20 protein-coding genes are annotated in these 23,591 nt (G+C 45.6%); 17 read left to right on the top strand and 3 right to left on the bottom strand.

Annotated elements, in window-relative coordinates; genetic code table 11:
• Positions 1–47: 47 nt before the first annotated feature.
• The 4 genes from B5Z18_RS17865 (at position 48) to B5Z18_RS17850 (ending at position 3,324) form a co-directional block, all read left to right on the top strand.
• The gene (locus B5Z18_RS17865) at positions 48–1,163 is read left to right on the top strand and encodes a suppressor of fused domain protein (protein WP_079470835.1); all 1,116 of its coding nucleotides are present in this window, start codon (positions 48–50) and stop codon (positions 1,161–1,163) included.
• A 153-nt stretch (positions 1,164–1,316) separates the two neighbouring features.
• Positions 1,317–2,192 carry a TraB/GumN family protein gene (locus B5Z18_RS17860; RefSeq protein WP_079470834.1) on the top strand — a complete coding sequence of 292 codons (876 nt, stop codon included), beginning with the start codon at positions 1,317–1,319 and terminating at the stop codon, positions 2,190–2,192.
• A 12-nt stretch (positions 2,193–2,204) separates the two neighbouring features.
• The gene (locus tag B5Z18_RS17855; protein WP_079470833.1) at positions 2,205–2,708 is read left to right on the top strand and encodes an RNA polymerase sigma factor; all 504 of its coding nucleotides are present in this window, start codon (positions 2,205–2,207) and stop codon (positions 2,706–2,708) included.
• On the top strand, positions 2,698–3,324 hold the full coding sequence (locus B5Z18_RS17850; protein ID WP_079470832.1) for a hypothetical protein: 627 nt from the start codon (positions 2,698–2,700) through the stop codon (positions 3,322–3,324). Before B5Z18_RS17855 ends, B5Z18_RS17850 begins: the two co-directional genes overlap by 11 nt.
• Before the next feature lie 67 nt (positions 3,325–3,391).
• Here the strand turns inward: B5Z18_RS17850 and B5Z18_RS17845 are convergent, their stop codons facing one another.
• On the bottom strand, positions 3,392–4,288 hold the full coding sequence (locus B5Z18_RS17845; protein ID WP_079470831.1) for a glycerophosphodiester phosphodiesterase family protein: 897 nt from the start codon (positions 4,286–4,288) through the stop codon (positions 3,392–3,394).
• 41 nt (positions 4,289–4,329) lie between these two features.
• A complete protein-coding gene (locus B5Z18_RS17840; protein ID WP_079470830.1) occupies positions 4,330–6,285 on the bottom strand; it encodes a glycoside hydrolase family 97 protein in 1,956 nt (651 codons plus the stop codon).
• 646 nt (positions 6,286–6,931) lie between these two features.
• On the opposite strand from B5Z18_RS17840, the gene B5Z18_RS17835 reads away from it, so the two are divergent.
• From B5Z18_RS17835 to B5Z18_RS17775, 13 genes are all read left to right on the top strand, one after another.
• Complete coding sequence (locus tag B5Z18_RS17835) at positions 6,932–8,710, top strand: type VI secretion system Vgr family protein (protein ID WP_079470829.1); 1,779 nt, start codon at positions 6,932–6,934, stop codon at positions 8,708–8,710.
• An 18-nt stretch (positions 8,711–8,728) separates the two neighbouring features.
• Positions 8,729–10,228 carry a zinc-dependent metalloprotease gene (locus B5Z18_RS17830; protein ID WP_079470828.1) on the top strand — a complete coding sequence of 500 codons (1,500 nt, stop codon included), beginning with the start codon at positions 8,729–8,731 and terminating at the stop codon, positions 10,226–10,228.
• A 1-nt stretch (position 10,229) separates the two neighbouring features.
• Positions 10,230–10,715 carry a hypothetical protein gene (locus B5Z18_RS17825; protein WP_079470827.1) on the top strand — a complete coding sequence of 162 codons (486 nt, stop codon included), beginning with the start codon at positions 10,230–10,232 and terminating at the stop codon, positions 10,713–10,715.
• Positions 10,716–10,725: 10 nt separating this feature from the next.
• Positions 10,726–11,673, top strand: a complete 948-nt coding sequence (locus B5Z18_RS17820; RefSeq protein ID WP_079470826.1) for a hypothetical protein — start codon at positions 10,726–10,728, stop codon at positions 11,671–11,673.
• Between the two features lie 6 nt (positions 11,674–11,679).
• Entirely contained in the window at positions 11,680–12,162 is a 483-nt protein-coding gene (locus tag B5Z18_RS17815) for a DUF4280 domain-containing protein (protein WP_079470825.1), read from the top strand.
• Between the two features lie 11 nt (positions 12,163–12,173).
• Positions 12,174–15,143, top strand: a complete 2,970-nt coding sequence (locus B5Z18_RS17810; RefSeq protein WP_079470824.1) for a hypothetical protein — start codon at positions 12,174–12,176, stop codon at positions 15,141–15,143.
• A gap of 83 nt (positions 15,144–15,226) precedes the next feature.
• A complete protein-coding gene (locus tag B5Z18_RS17805; RefSeq protein ID WP_133256171.1) occupies positions 15,227–16,093 on the top strand; it encodes a hypothetical protein in 867 nt (288 codons plus the stop codon).
• 153 nt (positions 16,094–16,246) lie between these two features.
• Positions 16,247–16,714 carry a hypothetical protein gene (locus tag B5Z18_RS17800; RefSeq protein ID WP_079470822.1) on the top strand — a complete coding sequence of 156 codons (468 nt, stop codon included), beginning with the start codon at positions 16,247–16,249 and terminating at the stop codon, positions 16,712–16,714.
• 10 nt (positions 16,715–16,724) lie between these two features.
• Positions 16,725–17,075, top strand: coding sequence for a DHCW motif cupin fold protein (locus B5Z18_RS17795; protein WP_079470821.1), 351 nt, complete (start codon positions 16,725–16,727; stop codon positions 17,073–17,075).
• Positions 17,076–17,452: 377 nt separating this feature from the next.
• Entirely contained in the window at positions 17,453–18,013 is a 561-nt protein-coding gene (locus tag B5Z18_RS17790; RefSeq protein WP_159454347.1) for a sigma-70 family RNA polymerase sigma factor, read from the top strand.
• A gap of 367 nt (positions 18,014–18,380) precedes the next feature.
• A complete protein-coding gene (locus B5Z18_RS17785) occupies positions 18,381–20,672 on the top strand; it encodes a TonB-dependent receptor (protein WP_227024515.1) in 2,292 nt (763 codons plus the stop codon).
• A gap of 228 nt (positions 20,673–20,900) precedes the next feature.
• Positions 20,901–21,059, top strand: a complete 159-nt coding sequence (locus tag B5Z18_RS32545; RefSeq protein ID WP_159454346.1) for a chryseobasin-related MNIO class RiPP peptide — start codon at positions 20,901–20,903, stop codon at positions 21,057–21,059.
• A gap of 33 nt (positions 21,060–21,092) precedes the next feature.
• The gene (locus tag B5Z18_RS17775) at positions 21,093–22,214 is read left to right on the top strand and encodes a multinuclear nonheme iron-dependent oxidase (RefSeq protein ID WP_235015951.1); all 1,122 of its coding nucleotides are present in this window, start codon (positions 21,093–21,095) and stop codon (positions 22,212–22,214) included.
• Positions 22,215–22,274: 60 nt separating this feature from the next.
• On the opposite strand, the gene B5Z18_RS17770 is transcribed toward B5Z18_RS17775, so the two are convergent.
• Entirely contained in the window at positions 22,275–23,591 is a 1,317-nt protein-coding gene (locus B5Z18_RS17770) for a sensor histidine kinase (RefSeq protein WP_079470817.1), read from the bottom strand.

Genomic DNA, 23,591 nt, shown 5'->3' with positions numbered 1-23,591 from the left:
AGTGTTGCCCGAAAGCCTTATTTTGCGGATCTTAAAAAAGAATAATTATGTCTGAGCCGGTAATGTTGATAGACCAGCCTAATAACAGAGGAACTTTATATGCCGTAGTGGAGCAGGACGACAGAGTGGCTTATTTTTACCTGTATCCTTCGGAATTACTGACCACAAAGTATTCCCCGCGGCCGTGCTGGTTACGGAACCTGCAGCCGGCGCCGGCAAAAAAGGATGTTGCGGCCATGAAAGAGGGGATGGCGCCCATGCTCGAAGCTGCCTATTGCAACCACCCGCAGGGACTCGAACCGCTGGAAAAAGAGCGGTTGACAATTGTATGGACGGAAGAGGGAGATGGAGCAGCGGTATTGTATGATAATGAAATACTGGGGGTAATACCCGGCTGGAGCCTGTACAATGATGAACATGCAGTGGCCTATGCAGCAGATTGTACCGGCGCCGGCGAAAATGACCGGCTGATGCCGCTGGGCAAGCGTGGCGCGAATGCCATGTACGAGCGCATAGATCAGGCCATTGCCTTCTGGAAAGACTGGGAAGGGGAAGCCAGCCAGGCATGGAGCATTTTGCAGGACCAGTATTTAAAAGCATACGAAGCGGAGTTTGGCCCTATTCAGCAATACTATGCCATCGACGGTGGGCAATGGCCACCGATGGCATTGGGTAAATTTGAGAAAGAGGACGTGGTATACCTGCTCACCCTGGGAATCAGCATCCGCCCGATGCCGTGGGTAGAACTCCTGTACAGCGACCGCGCCCCCGGATTCCGCCGTATGGAACTGGCGATGGCGGTGAGCAAAAAAGATTTTACAGATAAAGAGATCATGGCAATGGCCGGCCTGATGTCCGGTATGGCCGACCGGCCCTGGAAACAGATTACCTGGCTGGGAGAAGGTCATACGGTAAGCTCGGAAGAGCTTCCGGCTCCCTTTGAAAGCGTAGTGGTGTCCTCGGCCTTATATAATGGTCCGGTCATCGGGCTGCCTGAGGTATATGGCGATAAGGTGAACTTATACTGGTTAGCCCCCATTACCAAACTGGAAAGGGAATATGCCCATTCCAGGCCCAACGCAGGCTATGATCTCCTGGAAAAAATGATTCATCATAACCTGAATCACATTGTTACCCGCCGGTCTGAACTGCCCTCCGATTAATGAGGATACCTCTTTTATATGAAAGGTCTGCCGCAAAGCAGACCTTTCTCTTTACTGGCAGCGGGTTTAAGAGATTTCTTAAAAAAAAGTTGAAATAATCTGTAACGAAGTGATTCCATCGCCTACTAATTCTGAAAAGAAAATCAAAAGCACATGAAAAATATCTTCAGAAATATAACAGCAGCTACACTGGTAATCACAGGCTTATTTGCAGGTAAAGCATCCGCACAGCAACCCACCACCCAGGACAAATCATTATTATGGGAAATCAGCGGTAACGGATTAGCAAAGCCCTCTTATTTGTATGGTACCATCCACATGATTTGCGAGAATGATTTTAAAGTAACAGAAAAAACAAAGCAGGCGTTAAGTAAATCGGCACAACTGGTTATTGAAGCCAATATCCTCGACCCCAATATCAATACCATTATGGCTAAAGCAATGGCGTCTGATGTGCCGTTGAGCAAAAAATTATCTCCTGCTGATTACCATGATGTAGATTCTATCCTGAAAAAGAAATGTGGTGTGCCTTTGGCGCCGTTTGAAAACTACCAGCTTGCAGCTACCATCTCGTTGCTGGCTATGAAATCATTTCCCTGCCAGGAACTAAAATCTTATGAAACTGTTTTTATACAAACAATGCAGGCAGATAAGAAACATATCGGCTACCTGGAAGGGCTGGAAGAACAGGTGGGATACCTGCTGAAATCATATACAGACAAACAAATTGTTGAACAGGTAAAGGCTTTCGACAGTACCAGCATGAACATGAACCAACTGGTAGCAGCCTATAAAGCCGAAGATCTGGCCGGTATGTACAACCTCATGACTACCCCCGACCAAATGGATGAAAATACCATTCACTGGATGCTGGAAGTACGTAACAAAAACTGGATAGATAAAATGCCTGGAATGATGCAGCAGGAAAGCACTTTCTTTGCTGTTGGCGGCGCACACATTGCAGGCCCCGTTGGATTGATTAAATTATTAAGAGAGAAAGGATATACTGTTACACCTATTCTGAACTAAAGCTATCACCGATTGGAAAACAAGGAAAAAGAGTTTCTTGAACTGGTTGAAGCACACAAAGGAATTATCCATAAGATTTCCAGGATGTATATGGATGCTGAAGACGATCAGCAGGATCTGACACAGGAAATTATCTACCAGCTATGGAAATCTTACGACTCCTTTCAGCATCAAAGCCGCTTCTCTACCTGGATGTACAGGGTTGCACTGAATACCGCACTGGTATTCTTCAAAAAAGAGAAAAGAAAAATGGCGGTTACAGACACCATGCCGGAACACATCGCAATGGAAGAAAATGTAACAGCCACCAAAGAACTGCAACTGGCGCACTTTTACAGGGCGGTACAAAAACTGGAAAGACTGGAAAAGGCATTGGTTTTTCTTCACCTGGAAAATTATTCCCATAAAGAAATCGGGGAAAACCTGGGTATCTCAGAAGGGAATGCAAGAATTAAACTCAGCAGGGCAAAAGACAAATTAAAAGAACTGATTAAAAAACAAGGTTATGAATTTTGATGATATAAAATCCGCATGGAATAACGACAATGAAGGCAGTAACATAGTTGTTCCTTCCAGCGTTGACCAGTTAAAAACGTTGCAGCTGCCGGTGGAAAAACTCCGTAAGGCGATGCAGATGGAATTTTTTGTACAACTTTTCAGCCTGATACTGATTGCATTCATGCCTAAAATTTTTTCACTCAACCAGGTGATGGTGATACCTTTCTATGCCGTGTACCTGGTGATAATAGCCATCTCTGTTCAATATTATTACAAGTTCAGAACTTTTTATAAGAGTCTTGGTACAAATACACTCAGCTCAAAAGATAATCTATATGCCCTGTATTACGAGGCTAAGCTGAATATTGAAATGTATAAAGCATACACCTATACGCTGCTTCCTTTTGCATTGATTATTGGCGTGATGTACACGGTAGGTCATAAAAGCGGTGAAATTACCCGCTTGCTGGCAAAGGCTGCTGATCATCAGGGAATCGCGCTGGGATTGGCTGCATCCTTTGTATTGCTGGTGTTAGCGATCACCGCCTTAACAGAAGAATGGATTAGCCAGGTTTATGGGAAATACCTGAAGCAGATAGGACAGGTACTGGAACAGTTTAAGGAAAATGCGTAGGTAAGATTTAAAATAAGAAGGGGGCTGATAATCATTTATCAGTCCCCTTCTTATTTTGAATTGAGTATTATTTTTGGTAGCTGCCCACCAGTTTTACCAGTTTATCAGGAGCATTGGAAATAATACCATCTACTCCCCAGGAGATGAGTTTTTTGAAATCGCCTTCGTCATCTACGGTCCACGGAATCACGGCAACTTTTTTATCGTGAGCTTCTTTTACCAGTGCCGGCGTTACCAGCATGTGATATGGGCTATAGATGGTGGGCGTGAATCCCAGTTTCTCAAGATTGACGTTGAAGCTGTCTTTATTGCCTATCAGCAAAGCCGTTTTCTGAGCGGGATAGGTTTTGTGTAATTCCTGGAGCGTCCGGATGTCGAACGACTGGATAGTAACCCGCTCCGTTATTTTTTTCCTGTTGATGACTTCCATTACCCGGGCTACAAATTCGGCTGGGCCAGGATTGTAGATGCCGTCACCATCGGGAGCGCTTTTTGTTTCCATGTTGTAAAACACCGGTTTGAGGTGATGTGTTTTTACATAGGTTTCCACGCTGTCTATCAGGTCCGTTAACAGTGGCCGGTGAACCATCATTTTTTCCTGTTGAGGAAAACGGGGATGTGGTTTTGTGCCAGCATCATATTTGCGGATACTGTCGTAAGACATTTTGTATAATGCCAGGCTTTTTTCCTCGGCTTTGGAGATGTCTGAGCCATCAGGCTTACGCATAAATTCTGCCGACATATACGCATCATGAGATACTACCACCTGTTGATCTGCTGTAATGATACAGTCGAGTTCCAGTGTTCTGGCGCCTAGCTTCACGGCGTTGATCATGGCGGGTATGGTGTTCTCCGGCATCAGGGCCATTCCCCCGCGATGTGCCTGTACATCTATTGGTTGTTGTGCTATTGCGCTGCCGGTAAACAGGCTACCCAGGACAGCTAAGAATAAAGTACGGTTCATAATTGCAAAGAGAATATAAATGGTTTATCCGCAATGTTATTTTATTGTTGCTTCACGATCCTTGCGGCCCATCCGCCGCCAATGTTCATTACTACGGGTACTTTCGAGTTTTTATCTACCGTTATCTGTTCCATTTTATAGTCCTGTGCATTCCTGTCGGCGTTGATCCCGTCTTTCCAGACATGCATGGTATAGGTACCTTCCGGCAGGAAAGAGCAATCCAGTGTTAAGGTACGTGGCGTGAAATTAGTCATGCCACCTACGTACCAATCGCCGGTTGCCGCTTTGCGTGCGGTGAGAATATAGTTGCCAACGCTTGCCTGCAGGGCAATGGTGGTATCCCATACACTGGGAACCGCCTGCAGGAATTGCATGCATTCCGGTTCTTTATAGTAGTGGGTGGGATTATCTGCCAGCATTTGCAGGGGGCTTTCATAAACCACGTACATTGCCAGCTGGTGGCAACGGGTGCCAATGCTCATCGGGTTGCTGAAATGAGGTGTCCAATCATTTTTTTGTGCATTCAGCATAGCGCCGGGAGTATAGTCTGCCGGACCTGCTGCCATGCGGATAAAGGGAAAGGTAACGTTGTGGTCCGGTCCAATGGATTTGCTTTGATCGCCTTTACTTTGTTCCATTCCGTATACGCCTTCAAAGGAAATTACGTTGGGGTATGTACGTTGGAGTCCCGCCGGTTTGTGGGCGCCGTGAAAGTCGACCAGCATTTTATGTGCAGCGGCAGCTTTGGCTACCCTTTCGTAATAATTTACCATCTGTTGGTCGTCGCGCTGCATGAAGTCAACTTTAATCCCTTTGATATTCCATTTGGCAAAGAGTTCCATTGCGGCATTCAGCTGCTGATCCAGTGCCAGCCAGGTTGTCCACAGGATGATGCCAACATTTTTGGAAGCTGCGTAGCGCGATAATTCTTCCATATCTATGTCCGGTACTGTTTTCAGGAGATTGCGGGTGTCGCTCCAGCCTTCGTCCAGTACTACATATTCCAGTTTGTATTTAGCGGCAAAGTCGATGTAATATTTGTAAGTGTCGGTGTTCACACCCGCCCGGAAATCCACCTGGTAAATATTATTATCGTTCCACCAGTCCCAGATGGCCTTGCCCGGCTTCACCCAGCTATAATCGCCGGTGGAGGGCTCCGCCAGCTGATAGGTGAGTTCATTAACCAGCAGGTCTTTATCTTCCGGCGCTATCATCACAATGCGCCAGGGTAGTTGGGAGGGGCCTTCTTTTTGGGCGATAAAGTTCTCCCGGGTTTCTACTTCTTCATCCCGGTCCGAGGTTACTTTTTTCTTTATGGGGTAGTGAGGAAATACGGCTTCCAGTGTGTTGCCGCCATTTCCCTGTAACCACATACCGGCGTGGTTAAGGAGTGCGGTTTCCGTGATCAGTATTTTGGTACCGTTTACGCTGAACAGTGCGGGCAGGCTGGCGAGGCTTTTGGGGCCACTGATATTATCTATAGTGAGCTTTTGATAAAGACGTTCGTTATGGGAGAAGAATCCGCTTTCCACCGGGTACCAGGCGCTGTCTTTTGCCTGGAGGGCAAAGCCGGCCTGCTCGTTCACCACCTGCCAGGCGCCTTTGTTGTTGATGAGCCAGCGCCATGCAATACCGTTATTGTACGCGCGCCATTGCAGGGAAGTACGGTTTTTAAAATTGATCTGCAACTGATCGTAATGATCTTCAATGAAGGTACTTTTCTGTTTTACTACCGGGCGAAGCGTTTGTGTTACGGATGATGCTTTAGTACCGGCAACTTTCCAGTTGCCACCAGGACTAACAGATGTAGCCACGCCGATAGTGGCCGGTTGCAGCAGTACTTTGCCATCGTAGGACAGGGAATACTGTATACTATCCCTTACGGATATACGTATGGTTGTTTTGCCATCGGGCGAGTGCAGGGTATATTCCTGTGCCACCGCTGCTATGCTCCCGGTGGTGGCTATCCATGCAAGTATCCATCCTTTCAGATTCATTATTTCCGTTTTAAGTTGTATAAAATATTGTTCCCCGATCCGGAGAAGAGGGGTTAATTTAATCGTTATTTTATAAACTTTACATGATAAATTACTGCCGGTAATTTCTTTCCGGAAGATGCTGTTGTTGCTGGTATTTTCCCGGATATGGACTCCGTTACAAAAGTTGAGTTCAAACGCCGCTACATCAAATCCCGGTTGTTCATGCCGGTATTTTATAAGTCTTGTTTTTGCTAGATAAGTTTATCCTTCACCGTTAGTCTGTTGTTCCTGTACTACAAACTGAAATCATTTTTGCAGCGATATAATGACAGTTATGAGTAATACGAAAAGTGCCACAGTACGGCTTTATATAACATGTCTTTAAGATTGTAAACATTAGGGATCCTTCTCATATTATTGAATGGCAGAGCTCTTTTGTTGCGTCCTTTCAGTGTGGTTATTTTTTTGTTTTTGAGTGATTGAAATTGTGACACTTGTTGTATATTAGTTGCTGATTATAAACCATGTCAATCTACTGTTGCATGTTTTAACCCGTTAATAGCAACAGCAGGTATTAATTCCAATTTTTTTGAAGTAATGACCCGATATCATTTCTGTGATGATAAAAGGTACTAACCATATTTAAAACCGTAAAAGCTGCGAAATGTCATTGTATACGCACACCTCATTTACTATTGGTGATCATCAGTTTACTTCTTTTCATTCCCTTGCCCTGCATCAGGCTATCCGCGGCCATCATAGCTTTGAAATCATGATCGGGTACGACTGGCTTACCAAACTTGGAAAAGGATTGTTCAATGCCGGCAAGGAATTCCTGGGAAAAGAAATTTCTATCTCCATAAAACCCGTTGAATCAAATGCCGTATACAAACCTTTGAATTTTAATGGTATCGTTAGCGGTATCAGCATGGGAAAGGAAACAGATGGCACGCATGGATTTTGCGTGATCAAAGGGCATAGCGTTACCATCCTGCTGGAAGACGATGAGCACATCGCGTGTTATGAGCAGAAAACATTGTCGGCAATTGTGAATGAAGCCCTGAAGGGATGCGGGCCTTATGCCAAATCACCCGCGGTAGATCCGGCACACACCGATGCACTGAAGTATATTGTACAGTATAAAGAAACCACTTATCAGTTCATAGACAGGCTTGCCGCCCGTTTCGGGGAATGGTTTTTTTATGATGGAGAGAAAGTAGTATTTGGAAATTACCGGCCGCAGAAAACAACGCTTACACACCAGGTGGACCTGATCGGGTTTAACCTCGACCTTACGGTGAAGTCCAACAACAGCCGCTTCTATGGCTACGACTACCGCCAGAACCAGGCGGTAAGCAATGATACCTTATCCGTGCCTGCGGGCAACACCGATGTATATACGAGCCACCTGAAAGAAGTAAGTGAGCGGCTGTATAAAAAAACATCGCAGTATAAACTGAACCAGTCGTTTGGCACTGCTGCGAAATCGCAACTGGATAAATATACGCAGGTACAGAAGAAAGGAAGACTTTCCCAGATGGCCATACTGAAAGGTACCAGCCAGCAGAGTGCCTTGCGCATTGGAGATATTATCACCGTTAATGAATCGGTACTTTCCAATGAGCATCATGGCGAATTTGTAGTAACCCAACTCGCGCATTACTGTACAGAAAACGGGTTGTATAAAAATACATTTGAAGCCATTCCCGCAGCAGCAGCCATGCCGGAGGTAGACCTGTACCGCACACCGGTATGTGAAGCGCAAAGCGCCGTGGTAACGGATAATAATGATCCCAAAGGACTGGGCCGCGTGCGTGTGAAATTTCAGTGGCAGCAACAGGGAGCTACTCCCTGGCTACGATTGGTGTCCCCGCATGGAGGTACTGAGAAAGGGTTTTATTTTATACCTGAAAACGGGGAGGAAGTATGGGTAGATTTTGAAGGTGGTAATCCTGAAGTGCCCGTAGTACTTGGCACCGTGTATAACGGAAACGCCAAAACGGGCTTCGGCGACGCACAGAATAACCTGAAGGTCATTAAAACCCGCAGTGGTCACCTCATCCGCCTGGATGATACCGATGGCGCAGAAAGCATCACCATCACGGATAAATCAGGCAACATCGTTACGATGGATACCAATGCACAAAGCATTAACATCGCCGCGATGGAAAACATCACCATCAATGCTAAAAACATCAGCTTTACGGCAAAAGAAAACATACAGGTGAGCGCAGGTAAAAACCTGTCGCAAACCGCGGTGAAAGACTTTAGCCTGCTTGCCGCCAATATCAAAGAGGTGGCGGATGATACGCTGCAGCGCACCGCTAAGAATATTGAAAAAACTGCCGAGAAAGTGAGCATGAACAGTACCAAAGAGAATATTGAAATGCACAGCGCCAAACAGATCGTGAATAAAAGCGGCGACAAGGCAAAAATGTTTTAACCCCACAACCAGGCACAGATGGGAAATATGATCTCAATAGCAAAAACAATTGTTGAAAGCTCCGAGCTGTCAACTACCTATGCCACTAATGGTGATATCAGTTTAAATGCCGCCAGCCAGGTAAAACTGCGCAGCACGGAGAAAATTATTTATGATCAGTATAAGGCGCCGGCAACAAAAGAAAAGGAACTGAAGAAATTCCTGGTGCACTTCAGGCGGCCGGCAGACTATAAAGGAGAATATGGGTTCGACTGGCTCCGGGATGAATACATCTATGCTATTAATTACATTGAACGAGATAATAATAACCAGCCCTGTAACAGTACAATGCCGCTGGTGAGCGATGTAGCCGCTGCTAAAAAAGAATACCTGAAAGATGTAAAAAGCCCGGTGAAGCCATACGGCGTGGATTATTACCCCGCCTGGCTGTCACTTTTTCCTTACACCAGCTCACAACAGTTTAAATATGGTTCTTCCATGAACAAAGACGGCGCCCGGCTGGATCTTGAACTGGAGGAAATAGAAGAAGTGATCAGCGATGGTACTGAAATTATCTTCGAATCAAAAAATCCTAACCTGAAAATAACCCCGCAGAAAGTAAACATTGCCGCATTAATGGGAAGCGGCCAGCAAACACGTTTCCGGCCAGGCGGAGTGAAGGTTAAGTACTATACGCTGAAAGGCGCTGTAACTGTGGTGAATGCCAATGCCCCGCTACAACAGCATGAGGAAATAAAAGTGTTTGCAAAGCTGGGTAATAAAAAAGAGGAGGTGGGAAAGCTGATGGTATATAATAATCACGTCATCCCTAAAATGGAACTGATACTGGTAAAAGTAGGCACGCAGGCGAACAGTCTTCCTGCTATTGATCAGCAACTGGTAAAGGACATAGAATACCAGTTTAAAAGAGGTTCCTATAACCAGGCGCTCATCAGGGCGGAGATTAAAACGGATACCATTTTTGAAACGGGTGTACTTCCTTTAACAGACCACGACGTTACCAGCTACTGGAATAATGTGTTAGGCGGAGCTGCATCTTTCAATGAGCAACAGTTCCTGGAGGAGGTGATCAAACTGTATGAAAAATATGGGCAACATAAACCCAATGGTGGCCGTATTAACGCGGATGCCAACAAACGTACCTATATATTCCTCACCGATTTGCCCGCCGGTTTTAACGGCATCGCTGCTGCCGCTAATGGTGATGTGATAAAGGAATTTGTATGGGGAAATGCGTTCGTTGTATTCCTCAAAGGACTGAATCAACGGCGTACCCTGTTGCATGAAGCCGGGCATTCCCTGGGGCTGCAGCATACTTTCAGCGCCGGGCAGCCTACCGCCGGATTAAAGCCGCCGCCCTATACTTTTTACCAGGGCCACACCGATAACATCATGGATTACACCTGGCAAACAAACGGTAACCTGAACCCGTATAATGCCAAAGATAATATGCGATCCTTTTTTAAGTTCCAGTGGGACATAATGAGACAGGACCGGAGTTTAATTTTAAATTATTAGTATGCGCGGTAGTTTGCTTGCCCTTTTATTGATGCTAACGGTAATGGATATACTACCGGCACAAACAAAGCCCACAACCAGTTCCGTGGCCTGGGTACACTTCGGTGTTTTCTCAACCGGTATCCGGGTGAAGTACCGCGTTACGCCCAATGTACTGGAGCGCTACTGGCTGGATACCACCGGTGTGAAAATAGATTCCTCCGTACAAACATTATCAACCGGCCAATGGCAGCGGAGTCGCTTTGTACTGGATTCTATCCCTTCGCTGTTGTTAACCGCCGGCACTACTACCTATAGCTGGGGCTGCCTGTATTGCGGAGAGCAGCCGGTGATAATCGTGGAAGTAGGATTTACAGATAAAAGACCTCCTATGTCGTACCAGATAGATGCCGACACCAGCCGGATTCCGGCCGCTATCAGGAATTACGTGGGAAACATAAAAAAAGAGGTGTCTCAACTGATTACCGAAGGGAATAAAAAAAAGTAGCTATACCGATATGAGTAACCGTTCATTCCGGTTTAACCCGGTACATCTCAGCAGGACTTATGGCGTAACCTATATTATTCAATCAGCCGGTACCGAACAGGCAATCAGTTATGAAATAACAGTAAGCTGTTCTAAAAGATTACCCGGTAATATGTTCCTGTTTGAAATCAATAAGGGACAGGTATACATTAATGACCAGGCGCCTGAAAAGATGATTGATAAGCTCGCGGAGCAATGTGGAAAAGTATTGTATCCATTACAGGTAAAGGTGAATGAAGCCGGACAATTTACCGGCATCGCCAACCAGTTACAGATTGCTGCTGCCTGGGCGGCGGCTAAACCCACTATTCAACAATATTATACCGGCGATATTACAGACGAAATAATAGCGTATATGGATCTGGCGGTAAGTAGTGAACCACATATTTACCAGTCGCTGTGCCGCGATTGGTTTATGGCTCTTTATTTTGCCGATCTGTATCAGCCAGGCAGCGATATCATGAAACGCGAGCTCACTGCGGCATTGCCCGTAATGCCTTATACAACACCGGTGTTGTTTAACGTTACCCAGCAACCCATTCAGCACAATACCGCCAGCGGTAGCCTGGTGCTTCAGCAGAAGGGCAACTGCAGCGATCCGCGTAGCGTGGAAGACATCTCAGCAGAAAAGGAAATCCCTTTGTCGCGGCAGTTACACGGTATTCACACCCCCATAAAAGGACAGGTGGATATCTCCTATAAATTATATCATACCGATTATTCTATCAACGCCATAACAGGAGAATGCAGTTTGCAGCTTGCGCCTGGCCAGGATAAAAAAGTAACATTCACCATCTATCATTTACGGGAGAAAGATAAAACGCAGGCGCCGGCAATGTCGGTGTTGCTGCCGGAAAAGGAGCCGTCCGGGAAAAAGAAAAGTCTCTTTTCCTACTTTTTCAACCGTGGAGAAAATTAAAAAGATATGAGCGAAAAACATCTGGTTTGTCAGGGTGCCGTTTGCAAGTGCCAGTTTGGTACAGCTTCCGATAAGCTGAAAGTGAAGAGTCAGCAGGTGCATTATATCAACGACAAAGACGGTGCAGAGAAACCGTTGGGGAATACCAAAGATATTGGTCAGCCTTTTGAAGCCAATACCTTTGGCAGTTGCAGTAAAAAGAATAATAACCCCTGTACTCCGTCGGTGACTGCCTGGAGCGGGTTTTATGATAAAGTGGTATTACCGGGAGATGCTTATATTTTGCTGGAAGACAGTAAAGCTACCTGTGCTACCGGCGGAAAAGATTGTATCTCTATCACCTTTCATGGGCAAACTGCCGACATGACAAAAAAAGATGCCGAGAAAGCTGATAAAGAAGTGCAAACGCACCTGAATCCAATGATGGATGTACAGAAAGTAGAAGAAGATTTATTTCTGATCCGGTTTCCACAGGGACAACCGTTTTAAAAATAGTTGCCATGTCTGATAATAAAAAGCTGGTAGTCACGATCCCGGCAGCCAAAGGATCGGTAGATGTAAAAACTTCCACCGCGGTATTAAATGAAGCGGGAACCGTGCGGGCAGAAATGAAACGCATTACCACGATGGTGGAGAAATTGCCGGCGCCTACGAAGCTCACCGTTCCCATGAAACTGCCGGAAGGCGATAAAACACCGTACCGCTGGATCTGGTCGATGTTGCGGACGCTTACATTTAAGAAAACCGATGTAAACGAAGCGCTGAACGGCCCCGTGGTGCATCCCAACTTCCCGAAGATAGTAGAAGGCGGCGGACTCGGCTGGCTGGAGCCTTTCCTCGATGGACATGAGCCTACCAATTCAGCGGCGCATGGTTACTTTATTGCTGCGCGCGGAAAGCCGGCGATCCTGTCGGCCGAGTGGCGGGAGTTTGCAGCCAATAATGACGGCAAAATTATTACCGGAGGCAGTAAAAAATTCAGGGAAAGCGTACAACTGCATATTTACACCCGCGCCATGTACGGCCAGGAATTACGGATCTTCCTGATGGACAATGACACCGCCACTGCCGATGATGATCTGCCGCCCTGGGAGCGGGTTGCGGGAGAAGCCCAGAAGGATAAAGGAAAAGAAACCCCCGATGATGCCATCAAATATTTCACGCGGCAGGTGAAAATAATGCCCATCCTGCCAGACGAAACCACCCGCGGAGAAGCTTTGCAGGTAAGTGATTACGTGGTAAAGGATAAATCAGGGAAAGATATGAAGGTGGCTGCCGGCTCCATCACCTACCAGAACTTTGTACAGAAAATAGTGGTAGACGTTTTCCTGGATGACCTCTGGAAGCCAGGTGCAGGCGAAGTCCTGGAAATATATCCTATCGTAAAAACACGCGATGGCAAGATCACTAAAACGTTGTCGAAGTGCTTTCTCAACGTAAAGGAAGATCCCCAGGTGAAGGAATCTCCCCTGATGTATGGCGGTAATAAACCCGTGCTGGCCGGTGATATTCCTACCAACACACGCAAGTTCCAGCCCTGTAAGTATGGCATGATCACCGTGGAAGATAAGGACGGGGTACAAACCATCTTTGATGAAAATGTACTGGATTTTAAAGCCCCGGAAAATCTTACTTATAACATAGTAGCAGGAAGTGAAACCGCAAAGAAAACCATCAAGCTCAGTGTACAAAGCCTGGTGACCCATGAAGATGAATGTACCGCGTCACCAAAGCATAAAGATCATGTAATAGACCTGAGCAGCTTTGGCGCCAAAGGATATAAGAAAGAAGATGTGAAGGCCGGCGTAAAACGGGAAAAGGAGAAAGAGAGCGCAGCCAAAGGGAAGTTTGAAATAAAAGCCAATAACTATAAATTTAAAAGAGATACCAATGCTTCTTTTTCCGGCGTAATAAAAGTATCGGATGAAGAACTTGAATTTGATGCACAGTATAAGTATAATTTCTTTGACGAAAACAATCATGTGCTTTTCGAGCGGATCCTGGGCTACCTTTGGATTCCCGCCGCACAGGCCGATCATTTCCCGGTAACCATTCAAACCTGCCGCTGGAAACATGTCATCGACTTTGCCGTGTACCCCGATATAAAATGGACCGCCGCCCTGGCGTTCAACATGGACAAAGCCGACTTTGACGCGCTGAAAACCAAATTCGCGGAAGCCAATAACGGTAAGGGAATAAAGAACGCGCTGCAACGGTTTACCATGAACCGGCTGGAAGGCGTGGAGAAGATCGGCGAAGCTGCAAAAGGCCGCTGGAGCAAACCCACGCCTACGCTGGATCGCCACAATGAGGAATTGGGCACCGAACTCGGTGAAATGTTCGCGCTGCCAAAAGATAAAAAGGCGGCGCCAAAACCTGTAAAATCGAAAGGTAACTTTGCAGAGCTGATTGAACTGCTGAAGGAATTCGATTTTTCCATCAAGGTGGAGTGGAATAATGATACCGAGAGCGTGGATCCCATCGAGGATATGATCGCCAAGTACTACAACATATTAAAAGCCGGATGGAACCTGGTAAAAGAGTTCAGGAACATTATTCATGGCAACCATACCAACAAAGCAGATACCTCCGGTGATGATGGAAAGGATCCCGACGAGTTTATCAATAAAAACAAAGGAAATCCCGATAAAAATATCCAGGGGCTTATCCAGCGGATGCAACGGAAACCGTTTGATTATGAACTGCAGTTTCCAAAGCTGGGTCTGGCCGCTTCATGGTACTACGAAACCATGCCACCCCAGAAAGGCGACAGCAAGTTATGGGGCGCCGGCAAAACCGTGCTGGTAAAGCTGGACGCCAAACCGCTGGTAGGTATCGATCTGAAATGGGACTTCCTGGAACTGCTTTGCCGCCGGCATCCCATTGCCTACGCCATCTTAAAGGCGGTGGATGCGCTGTTGTACATCTGCGCGGACGACGACAGTAAAGTAGACATCAGTGTAACCTTGTCCGGTAAAATAGACCTGGAGGCCACCTTTAAACACAACACGGTAGGAGGGAATGTATTCACCCGGACCGCCGGCGCTTCAGAAAAGAAAGAGGACCTGATAAAGGGCGGCGCTGCGGTGTCGGTGAAGCTGGAATGTAAGCTGTACCTCAGTAAAACAGCCACCGCATTTAAGGTAAAAGTAGTGGTAGCATTGGGGATAGGGCTGGAAGGAAGCTCTGGTTTGGGATTACAGGCAAAGATTGGTTCTGACGACGCGGGGTTGTTTGTAGGATTTGACCTGATTTTTGAAGGCATAAAAATTGAAGGGTATGTAGAGGCAAAAGTGAATGTAGGGGAGAAAACAAAAGAAGTAAAAAAGAAGAAAGGAGAACCGGAGAAGCCGGCCGAATACAATAAACTGGTGGAAGCCAATCCCAAAGCGTCTTTTGAAATCGGTATCGATGAGAAAAAGATCTCTTTGAAAAAAATATACTTAACAAAAAAAGAATCGGACGGATGAGTAAACCAGCAGTTATCATCTCATTAATTTTAATGATCGGCCTGCATAGCTGCGGGCAGGGAACAAATGCAAAAAAAGAAAGCATGAATCAGGGCATTAAGGAAAAATATCTGAACAGTTATAAACTGGTAAAGAAATATGACTATAATCCACGTTTTATCCTGGATTTTAACAGCTACAATTGTACTTATGAAATACTGGTTAATGATATGCCCGCCTATACGGACTTTGGCAGCGGGAACCAGGGTGGCGCAGTATGGCCCGTATCTCCCAATATCCTGAAAAGCGGTAAGCAAACCATTACTATCAGGGTATTTCCAAAAGTAAACGACGATGATAAAATGGATCCGTTTTTACTGGCGAAAAACTGTGGCCTGGAAGTAAAGGTGCTGTATGGCGATGAAGAAAAGGAAAAGCCGAAAGAATACAAACAACTCTTTTATTATAAAATGCCTGAAATAAAGCTGGATAACGTGCCGTATCTCGAATTTAAAGGCACCTTTGAGGCATCCACGCCTTACCAGCTGAAAGGATGGAGCCAGAGCCAGGATCTGCGGAAAGAAGATAAAGCACAGCTTACCAAAGAAGTGCTGGCCTTTTACAACCAGTACCGCAAGCTGATGGCAGACGGCAATATGAACGCCATAGCAGAGCAGATCTACAACCGGGAACTGGAAACAGAACAAGCTTATTTTCAGAACAAACCCGCCGATGCAGCAGAAACCTGGAACCGGTTTGACCAGATCAAGGCTTATCACCTGGAAATGCTGCCACTGGAGCATTATGAACTGCGTTTTTTTGGTGATGGCAGGGTGGTGGGATTAATCCGGACAGATGATGAACTGAGGGGAGAATCAGCCCTGGCAGGCATTACAGACAATAAGTATAAGATCTATAACCTGTTGCTGCATAAACCGGCAGGCAGCGATCAGCTGCAGGTAATCCGGTAATACAACCGATTTATGAAAGAAAGGGAACAACATATCCGTATGTTGTTCCCTTTTATTTGGCCGTATATTTTAAAATCAGCATCTTTTTATTAACCTTGTGTTCCGGCCGGAACGGGCTGTTATAATAACTTTTCACTCAAACATCTAAACGTTATGAACCTACGAATCCTCGCCGCTATTGGTATTATTGGATGGACTGTTGTTTCCTGCGCGGAAACCAAAAAGCCTGAACCCGCTGCTGCACTGTCTTTAACAGGTACCTGGAAATTAGCTTACAGTAAGATGATCGAGAACGGAGATACCACTGATACTTACCCGGTAAAAGGACAGGAGATGATCAAAATATTTAATGGCAGCCATTTTGCGTTTTTTAAGCATGATGTTTCAAAGGGAAGCGACAGCAGCACCGCCGTGTTTGGCTCCGGCGCCGGCACTTATGTGTTAACAGGTGATAAATACGAAGAACATCTGCAGTATTGCAATGCCCGCAGCTGGGAAGATATGCATTTCACTTTTACACTCAGTTTACAGCATGATACGCTGATCCAGCGGGGCATTGAAAAGATTGACAGTTTGAATGTAAATCACGAAATTATAGAGGCGTATATCCGTGTACGTTAAATCGTCTATCATGAATAACAATATTCCCTTTCAGACTATTGACTGGTCGGTAATTCCGAAGACCGTGCATCCGGGAGAAAGCGGCACGGCGTGGTGGCAAACCATACAGTTTCCCGGGCTCCGGATAAGGATCGTGGAGTATTCCCCCGGTTACCTGGCTGATCACTGGTGTAAGAAAGGGCATATTGTACATTGCCTGCAGGGCGCCTTTGTAAGTGTGTTGCAGAGCGGTGAAAACTTTGAATTATCTGAAGGCATGAGTTATGTGGTAACAGATGATCTGAGTACGCATCGTTCTGTTTCTGCCACCGGCGTAAAACTCCTGATCATAGACGGCGACTTTCTGAAGTCATCCGTGTAATTTCTCTTCTTGTTTTTCTTCTTCTTTCCGGCAGGCATTACCTGGTGATCCGTCCTCTTTTTGTGTGCTGTTTTCAGGTCTGTTAATCCCAACCGCCTGTATTTATATTATATTTTTAGTTAATGAATTTATTTCCCCCGCTAATCAGCCGTGGTATTGGATCTTACCACTTCTAAAACATTCGTGCTTAACAATGGATTAACCACTCACGATGCTTTATAGCGTTACTTTTATTCCAGATTTAGAAAAACGGAATGCAAAATAAACCACTTTCAGTCACTGTGTTAAACCATTAGAGAACTTGCTTTTTCTAACACTGTATTGTCAATAGAAGTCGAAATTTTTTTCCTAAACCAGTCTCTCAAAAGGAAATGAGAATGCAACATAACAACCAAGATGCCGTCCTGCTGGAACTGCTTAAAGATGGTAGTGTCGAAGCATTTACAAGTGTGTACAAAAAATATAGCCGCATCCTCCTGTTGCTGGCTGTAGACATGCTAAAGGACGAAGACAAAGCCCAGGATGTTCTTCAGGAATTTTTTCTGGATTTCTGGCAGAAGAAATTATTCCTGAAAATTGATGCTAACTACCAAAACCGGGACAGTAGCTGCATTATGAAGAGTTACCTCTATGCGAGTGTACGTAACCGCTGCCTCAACAAAATCACACGTGAAAGGAAATTTTCCTGTGTTATTCCGGACGAGGCCTTTGTACCAAGCGATCCGCTGGAAAGTAAAGAAATTTATTTCCAGGTGAATATCGCGCTGAATAAGAAAGTACCGCCTAAATCATCTACGGCCTTCCGTTTGAGGCATTATGACCAGAAAAGCCATAAAGAAATAGCGGAAGAAATGAACACCAGCATTCAAACGGTAAAAAACCAGATTGGTACTGCCGTGAAGATTTTACGCGGTTATTTTGCGCCTGCCCACCTGTAATCCGGGAAACCTTACTTTAAACAATTTGATGCTTGTTGCCTACCGCCCTTCAATGGGTAATGGCCGGAGTTTGCTTTATATGGTCATCCTGGTGGACCTTTTGGGGTTCACCAGGGGAGCTATCGTTTTGAGGGGGTGAAAAGGGTGGTATCCTTTATGGTGGCGTGTTTTGCGCAAATATGGGCCCAAATGCTGCCTTTATGGATAAATAATTATTTCCCGATTGCGTAAATAGTTTTCCCGATACAGTAGATAATTTGGTGCTTTCTCAATGCACCTTTGCATTGCAAACGATAAGACCAACATGACGAGGGCATACCTGTTTCTAACATTTTTTCTACTTCCATTTACCTTGATATATGCCGGCGTGCCGGACGAAGGAGCCAACAATACCATTCAGGGCATTATTACCACATCAGACGGACACCCGGCTACTAATGTAACCGTTATCCTGAAAGGTATTGCAAAAGGAATGATCACCAACCAGAGCGGCGAATTTCTCTTTAAAAATATTCCGGACGGCAACTATCAGCTGGAAGTATCTATGGTGGGCTTTGAAACCATCAGGAGAGCCGTATCTGTAGTAAACGGCAAAAGTGTACTGCTGCAGATAGAACTGAAAACATCTTCCCAAAACCTCGAAGAAGTAGTGGTAGCCACCGGGGGAAACCGCTTTGCCAAAAAAGAAAGCGAGGATGTATCCAAATTGCCGCTAAGAAACCTCGAAAACCCGCAGGTATACAGCGTGGTAGGGAAGGAACTGATGAAAGAACAACTGGTAACAGATTATAACAGCGCCTTCAAAAATATTCCGGGCGCAGGTATCCCCATTGTATACAACCAGGGGAGAAGCTCCGCTACTTCAAGAGGCTTCACCACCGCCAACCTGGTACGCAACGGCGTTGGCAGTTTTGTATATACCAATGTAGACCCGGCTAACCTGGAACGCATAGAAGTGATCAAAGGCCCCTCTGCTACACTGTTTGGCAGTACCCTTTCTTCTTTTGGCGGGTTGTTTAACCGGGTTACCAAAAAGCCATTCGACAGCTTCAAAGGAGAAGTATCCTACTCCGGTGGTAGCTGGGATCTGAACCGTCTCACACTGGATATCAATACCCCGGTAAACGAACAGAAAACAGCCCTGTTCCGCTTCAACGGCGCTATTCACAGCGAACGTAGCTTCCAGGATGCCGGCTTCAGCAAAAATTATCTGATGGCGCCCAGCTTCTCCTATAAGGTAAATGACCGGCTCACCATTTTACTTGATGTGGAAATGAGCGGCTACAAAGCTACTTCTCCAATGAGGGTAGCCCCTTATACCAAAGGAAAGGCGCACAGCGTAGAAGAACTGGGCATGCCCTATAAGCTCTCCTATGCCAATAATACCATGAGCTATAACAGCCAGCAGCTGAACGTTTTTGGACAGATAAAATATAAATTGTCAGATAAGTGGACGTCGCAAACGGTGTTTTCCCGCACCCGCTCCAGCTCCGACGGATTCACTACCCAGCTGAATATATTAAGCGACAGCACCCTGCGACAGGCAGTTACCTCGCAAACCTACCCTTACTACGGTACCGATATCCAACAAAACTTTATCGGCGATTTCCGTATCGGTAAAATGCGTAACCGGTTAGTGGTAGGCGTGGATTTTTATAGCCTGCGCGCTTCCCGGAATGATACCATCGTGAATATGCCGGCCATTAACTACAGAACGCCCGGGGATGCTTACTATAATTTTAACAAGGATAATGTAACCCCACTGTTCGCAAAACTGAAATTCCTGGCGTTCGACAGTAACCGCGAAAATACATACAGCGCTTATTTCTCAGACGTTATCAATATCACAGAACAGTTGCTGGTAATGGCAAGCCTGAGACTGGATAATTACCACAATCTCGGTGCTTATTATCCCAGTAAAGATCTCACCGTAGGTAATTACACGCAAACAGCGCTATCACCCAAATTCGGGATCGTATACCAGGTAATTAAGGACCGCTTTTCCCTGTTCGCCAACTATATGAATGGCTTCCAGAATCAATCAGGAACCGATTATAACGGCAATACTTTTAAACCGCAACAGGCTAACCAGATAGAAGGAGGTATTAAAGCGGATCTTTTTAATGAGAAGTTAAACGCCACGCTTAGCTACTACGATATTTCTGTTACCAACTCCGTATACGATGATCCCGCTCACAGCGGATTTTCCCTTCAGGATGGAACCCAGCTCAGCAAAGGCTTTGAAGCCGAAGTAATTGCCAACCCGGTTCCGGGATTAAACATCATTGCCGGCTATGCGTATAACGAAAGTAAAATGGATAAGGCGGATGCCAAATTCCAGGGATTGCGCCCATCTTCAGCCGGCCCAGCTACCACGGCTAACCTGTGGGTGAGCTACCGCCTGGTACGCGGCACTGCTAAAGGATTGGGCTTTGCTTTTGGCGGCAACTACGGCAGCCAGTCGTTTCAAACCAACACTAATACTTTCGCATTTACCATACCTTCCTACACTGTGCTGGATGCTTCCCTGTTTTACGACAAACCCGTTTACCGCATAGGAGTAAAAGTCGATAATATTACCAACGAAAAGTACTGGTCGAACCGGTTGGCAGCACAAAACCCAACAAGGGTAACGGCTAACCTTACCATTAAGTTTTAAGCAACAACTGCAGGGGAAGTGATGGCTCCTGCAGTTGCCATCTTTCTATAAACTACCTAAGTTTAGATGATCAAATCCGGAATGGAAACCCACCGGTATCATGATAATTACAGCCCGCTCCCCAATGTTAAGAATATATTTCCTGTAACTTTTCCATATTCCTCCCGTTTAACAGGTAACCTTGTTTTGAAAAACACTGTAGAATTTCATCCCTTAAATAAATATCAAATGAAGCTGCCAAAATCATTGCTCGGCGCCATCCTGCTCGGCATCACTGTTCAAACAACCACTTCCTGTAACAAGGATAAATCAGTTAAGCCAAAAGAAAAGAAAGAAGAAGTGAAAAAGCCATATGAAAATGGTTGTCCTGGCTGCGGAATGGGCTGATTCTCCCGTTATTATTAAACTTAATTCGAAAAGGTGCCGGAAATTTTATCAGCAGCCGCCTGCAACCTGGATGCCAACATACTGGCAGCATGTCTTCCGCTAATGGAAGAATCCCGGCTTGAAGCCATTGAATGGTCGTTTGATGCACTGTTTAAAGTACAGCAGATCCCATCCTGGTTTTTTGAATTGCTGACGGCCTACAGCAATGAACAGCGTCTCATCGGTCATGGCGTATTCTTTTCCCTCTTTTCCGGCAAGTGGCGCCAGGAGCAGGCCGACTGGCTGAAACAATTGAAAAAGGTCAGGGAGGAATTCCGGTTTGATCATGTGACAGAACATTTTGGCTTCATGACAGGCAGAGACTTTCATCACGGCGCTCCGCTGAATATTCCCTATACGAAAACCACACTCGACATTGGGAGAGACAGATTGAAACGAATCTATGAAGCATGTGAATGCCCGGTAGGACTGGAGAACCTGGCCTTTTCCTATTCTTTAGAAGAAGTAAAACGTCACGGCGGCTTTTTGGAACAACTCCTCGAGCCTGTAAATGGTTTTATCATCCTTGATCTGCACAACCTCTATTGCCAGATCCACAATTTTAATATTCCGTTCGAAGAAATAATTAGACACTACCCGTTAGATAAAGTAAGGGAAATACATATTTCAGGTGGCAGCTGGGAAAATGCGCCCAATAGCCCGTTGAAGAAGATCCGGAGAGATACACATGACGATGCCGTTCCGGCAGAAGTATTTCACTTACTGGAAAACACGATAGCCCGTTGTCCCCATCTTAAATATGTTGTGCTCGAACAACTTGGAAATGCCCTTACCACGGAGGAAAGCCGGACTATTTTTTATAATGATTTTGGGAAGATGGAAAATATTGTGAAGAAGAAAAACACACCCGGTATATCATCTTACCAATCCTTTTTACCATCATCCCCGGTAATAACAGGTAAGATTATTGAAGATGAAATTTTGCATCATCAGCAGCTGGAACTGTCTGCTATACTGGAATCGGCCACTTCCTGCGGGGAGGCCATCCAATCGCTCACCCGCTCTTCCCTTGCACATACCGCCTGGCAAATTGAAAACTGGGAACCTTATATGATTAATACCGCCATACAGATTGCACAGAAGTGGAAGAAATAGCCCGTTCACAATTGAACAGCAAAAAGGAATTGTAACTACCGGGATCTTACGAAAAAATTCTTAAACGAGCGGGAAGCTAACAGTAAAAGTACTCCCTCTATTAACTACCGAAGAAACAGTAATGCTTATTCCGTGATAGCGGGCAATAGTGCTGGCAATTGAAAGCCCTAGTCCATAGCCTTCCAGCTCCGTTCTGGCCACTTTTTTAAAGCGGTTAAAGATGGTGCTGATTTCCTGTTCGCTGATGCCAATGCCGGTATCGCTGATAATAAGCTGGTACATTTCACCGGGAAGCAGCTGGTCGCTCACCGTTATTTGCCCCTGGGGTATATTATATTTTATGGCATTATTGAGCAGGTTGTACACCAGCTGGAATATCAGGTCATGGTTGAGATGGTGAAGCATCATTTCACGGGAAACATTCATATTAAACTGCAGCTGTTTGTCTTCCAAACGGTGTTCCAGTTCTTCCATTACTTCTGTCAGCAGCAGGTGTGGAGATACGTTATCTGTTTTCGGAAACTGGTCGTTTTCAATACGTGAGATGAGTAGTAATGAATGGACAATTTTCTTCAGCCGGTTCAATGTCTTCATCATGCCTATGATTTTCCTTTGCAGTTCCTCATCCGGTGAATCTTCCGCTATCAGGTTTTCCATTTTATTCTGAAGAATGGTGATAGGCGTCATCAGCTCGTGAGACGCATTGGAGGTGAACTCGCGTTCTTTCTCAAAGGCTTCGTTGATTTTACTCATTAGCTCAATGAGGGAGTCGTCCAGGTACCGGAAGTCGGTGGTAGATGTTTTGATGGCAGGAACATGGTCTTTAAAAGGAAATTTCCGGTTAACCAGCCTGGTACTGATAATAACACCGAGCGGACGTAACAAAAGCCGGGTGAATATAAGATCCGCCAGGGTAGTGAGCACTATCAGGCCAAACAATACATACAGGGCCACTTTTTGCAAAGGGCGGTTATACTGGCTGATGGTGGCCGTTTTCTTTCCCACTTCCAGCATATACCGGTTGTGTTGATAAGTGAAAATATGGCTTAACACGCGGTAAGTGAGTGTATCGCCTTCCACTACACGTTGCAGGGTAGCGATGGTGTCGGGCAGGTTGGAGTTACCTGCGGGTTCCATCGAAATATACTCTTCCTTCAGCATGGTGTAGCTACCATAGTTTTCTTCGCCCTGGAGGTAAGCATCGATACCGTTTTTCCATATTACGCTCAGCACCTTTTTCTTTTGCTCCTTCAGGTAGTTGTCGTTGTACCTGAAAGCAATATCCTCTACCAGGAAAGGCAGCAGCAGTACGAACAGGATTGCGATCGCCATTTTCGACAAGGTGATGAAAAGAGTAAGTTTGGTAAACAGTTTCAC

Origin of the sequence: Chitinophaga ginsengisegetis, from assembly GCF_900168065.1 — a bacterium.
Taxonomy (GTDB): Bacteria; Bacteroidota; Bacteroidia; order Chitinophagales; family Chitinophagaceae; genus Chitinophaga; species Chitinophaga ginsengisegetis.
This window is presented reverse-complemented; position numbering and strand designations above follow the sequence as displayed.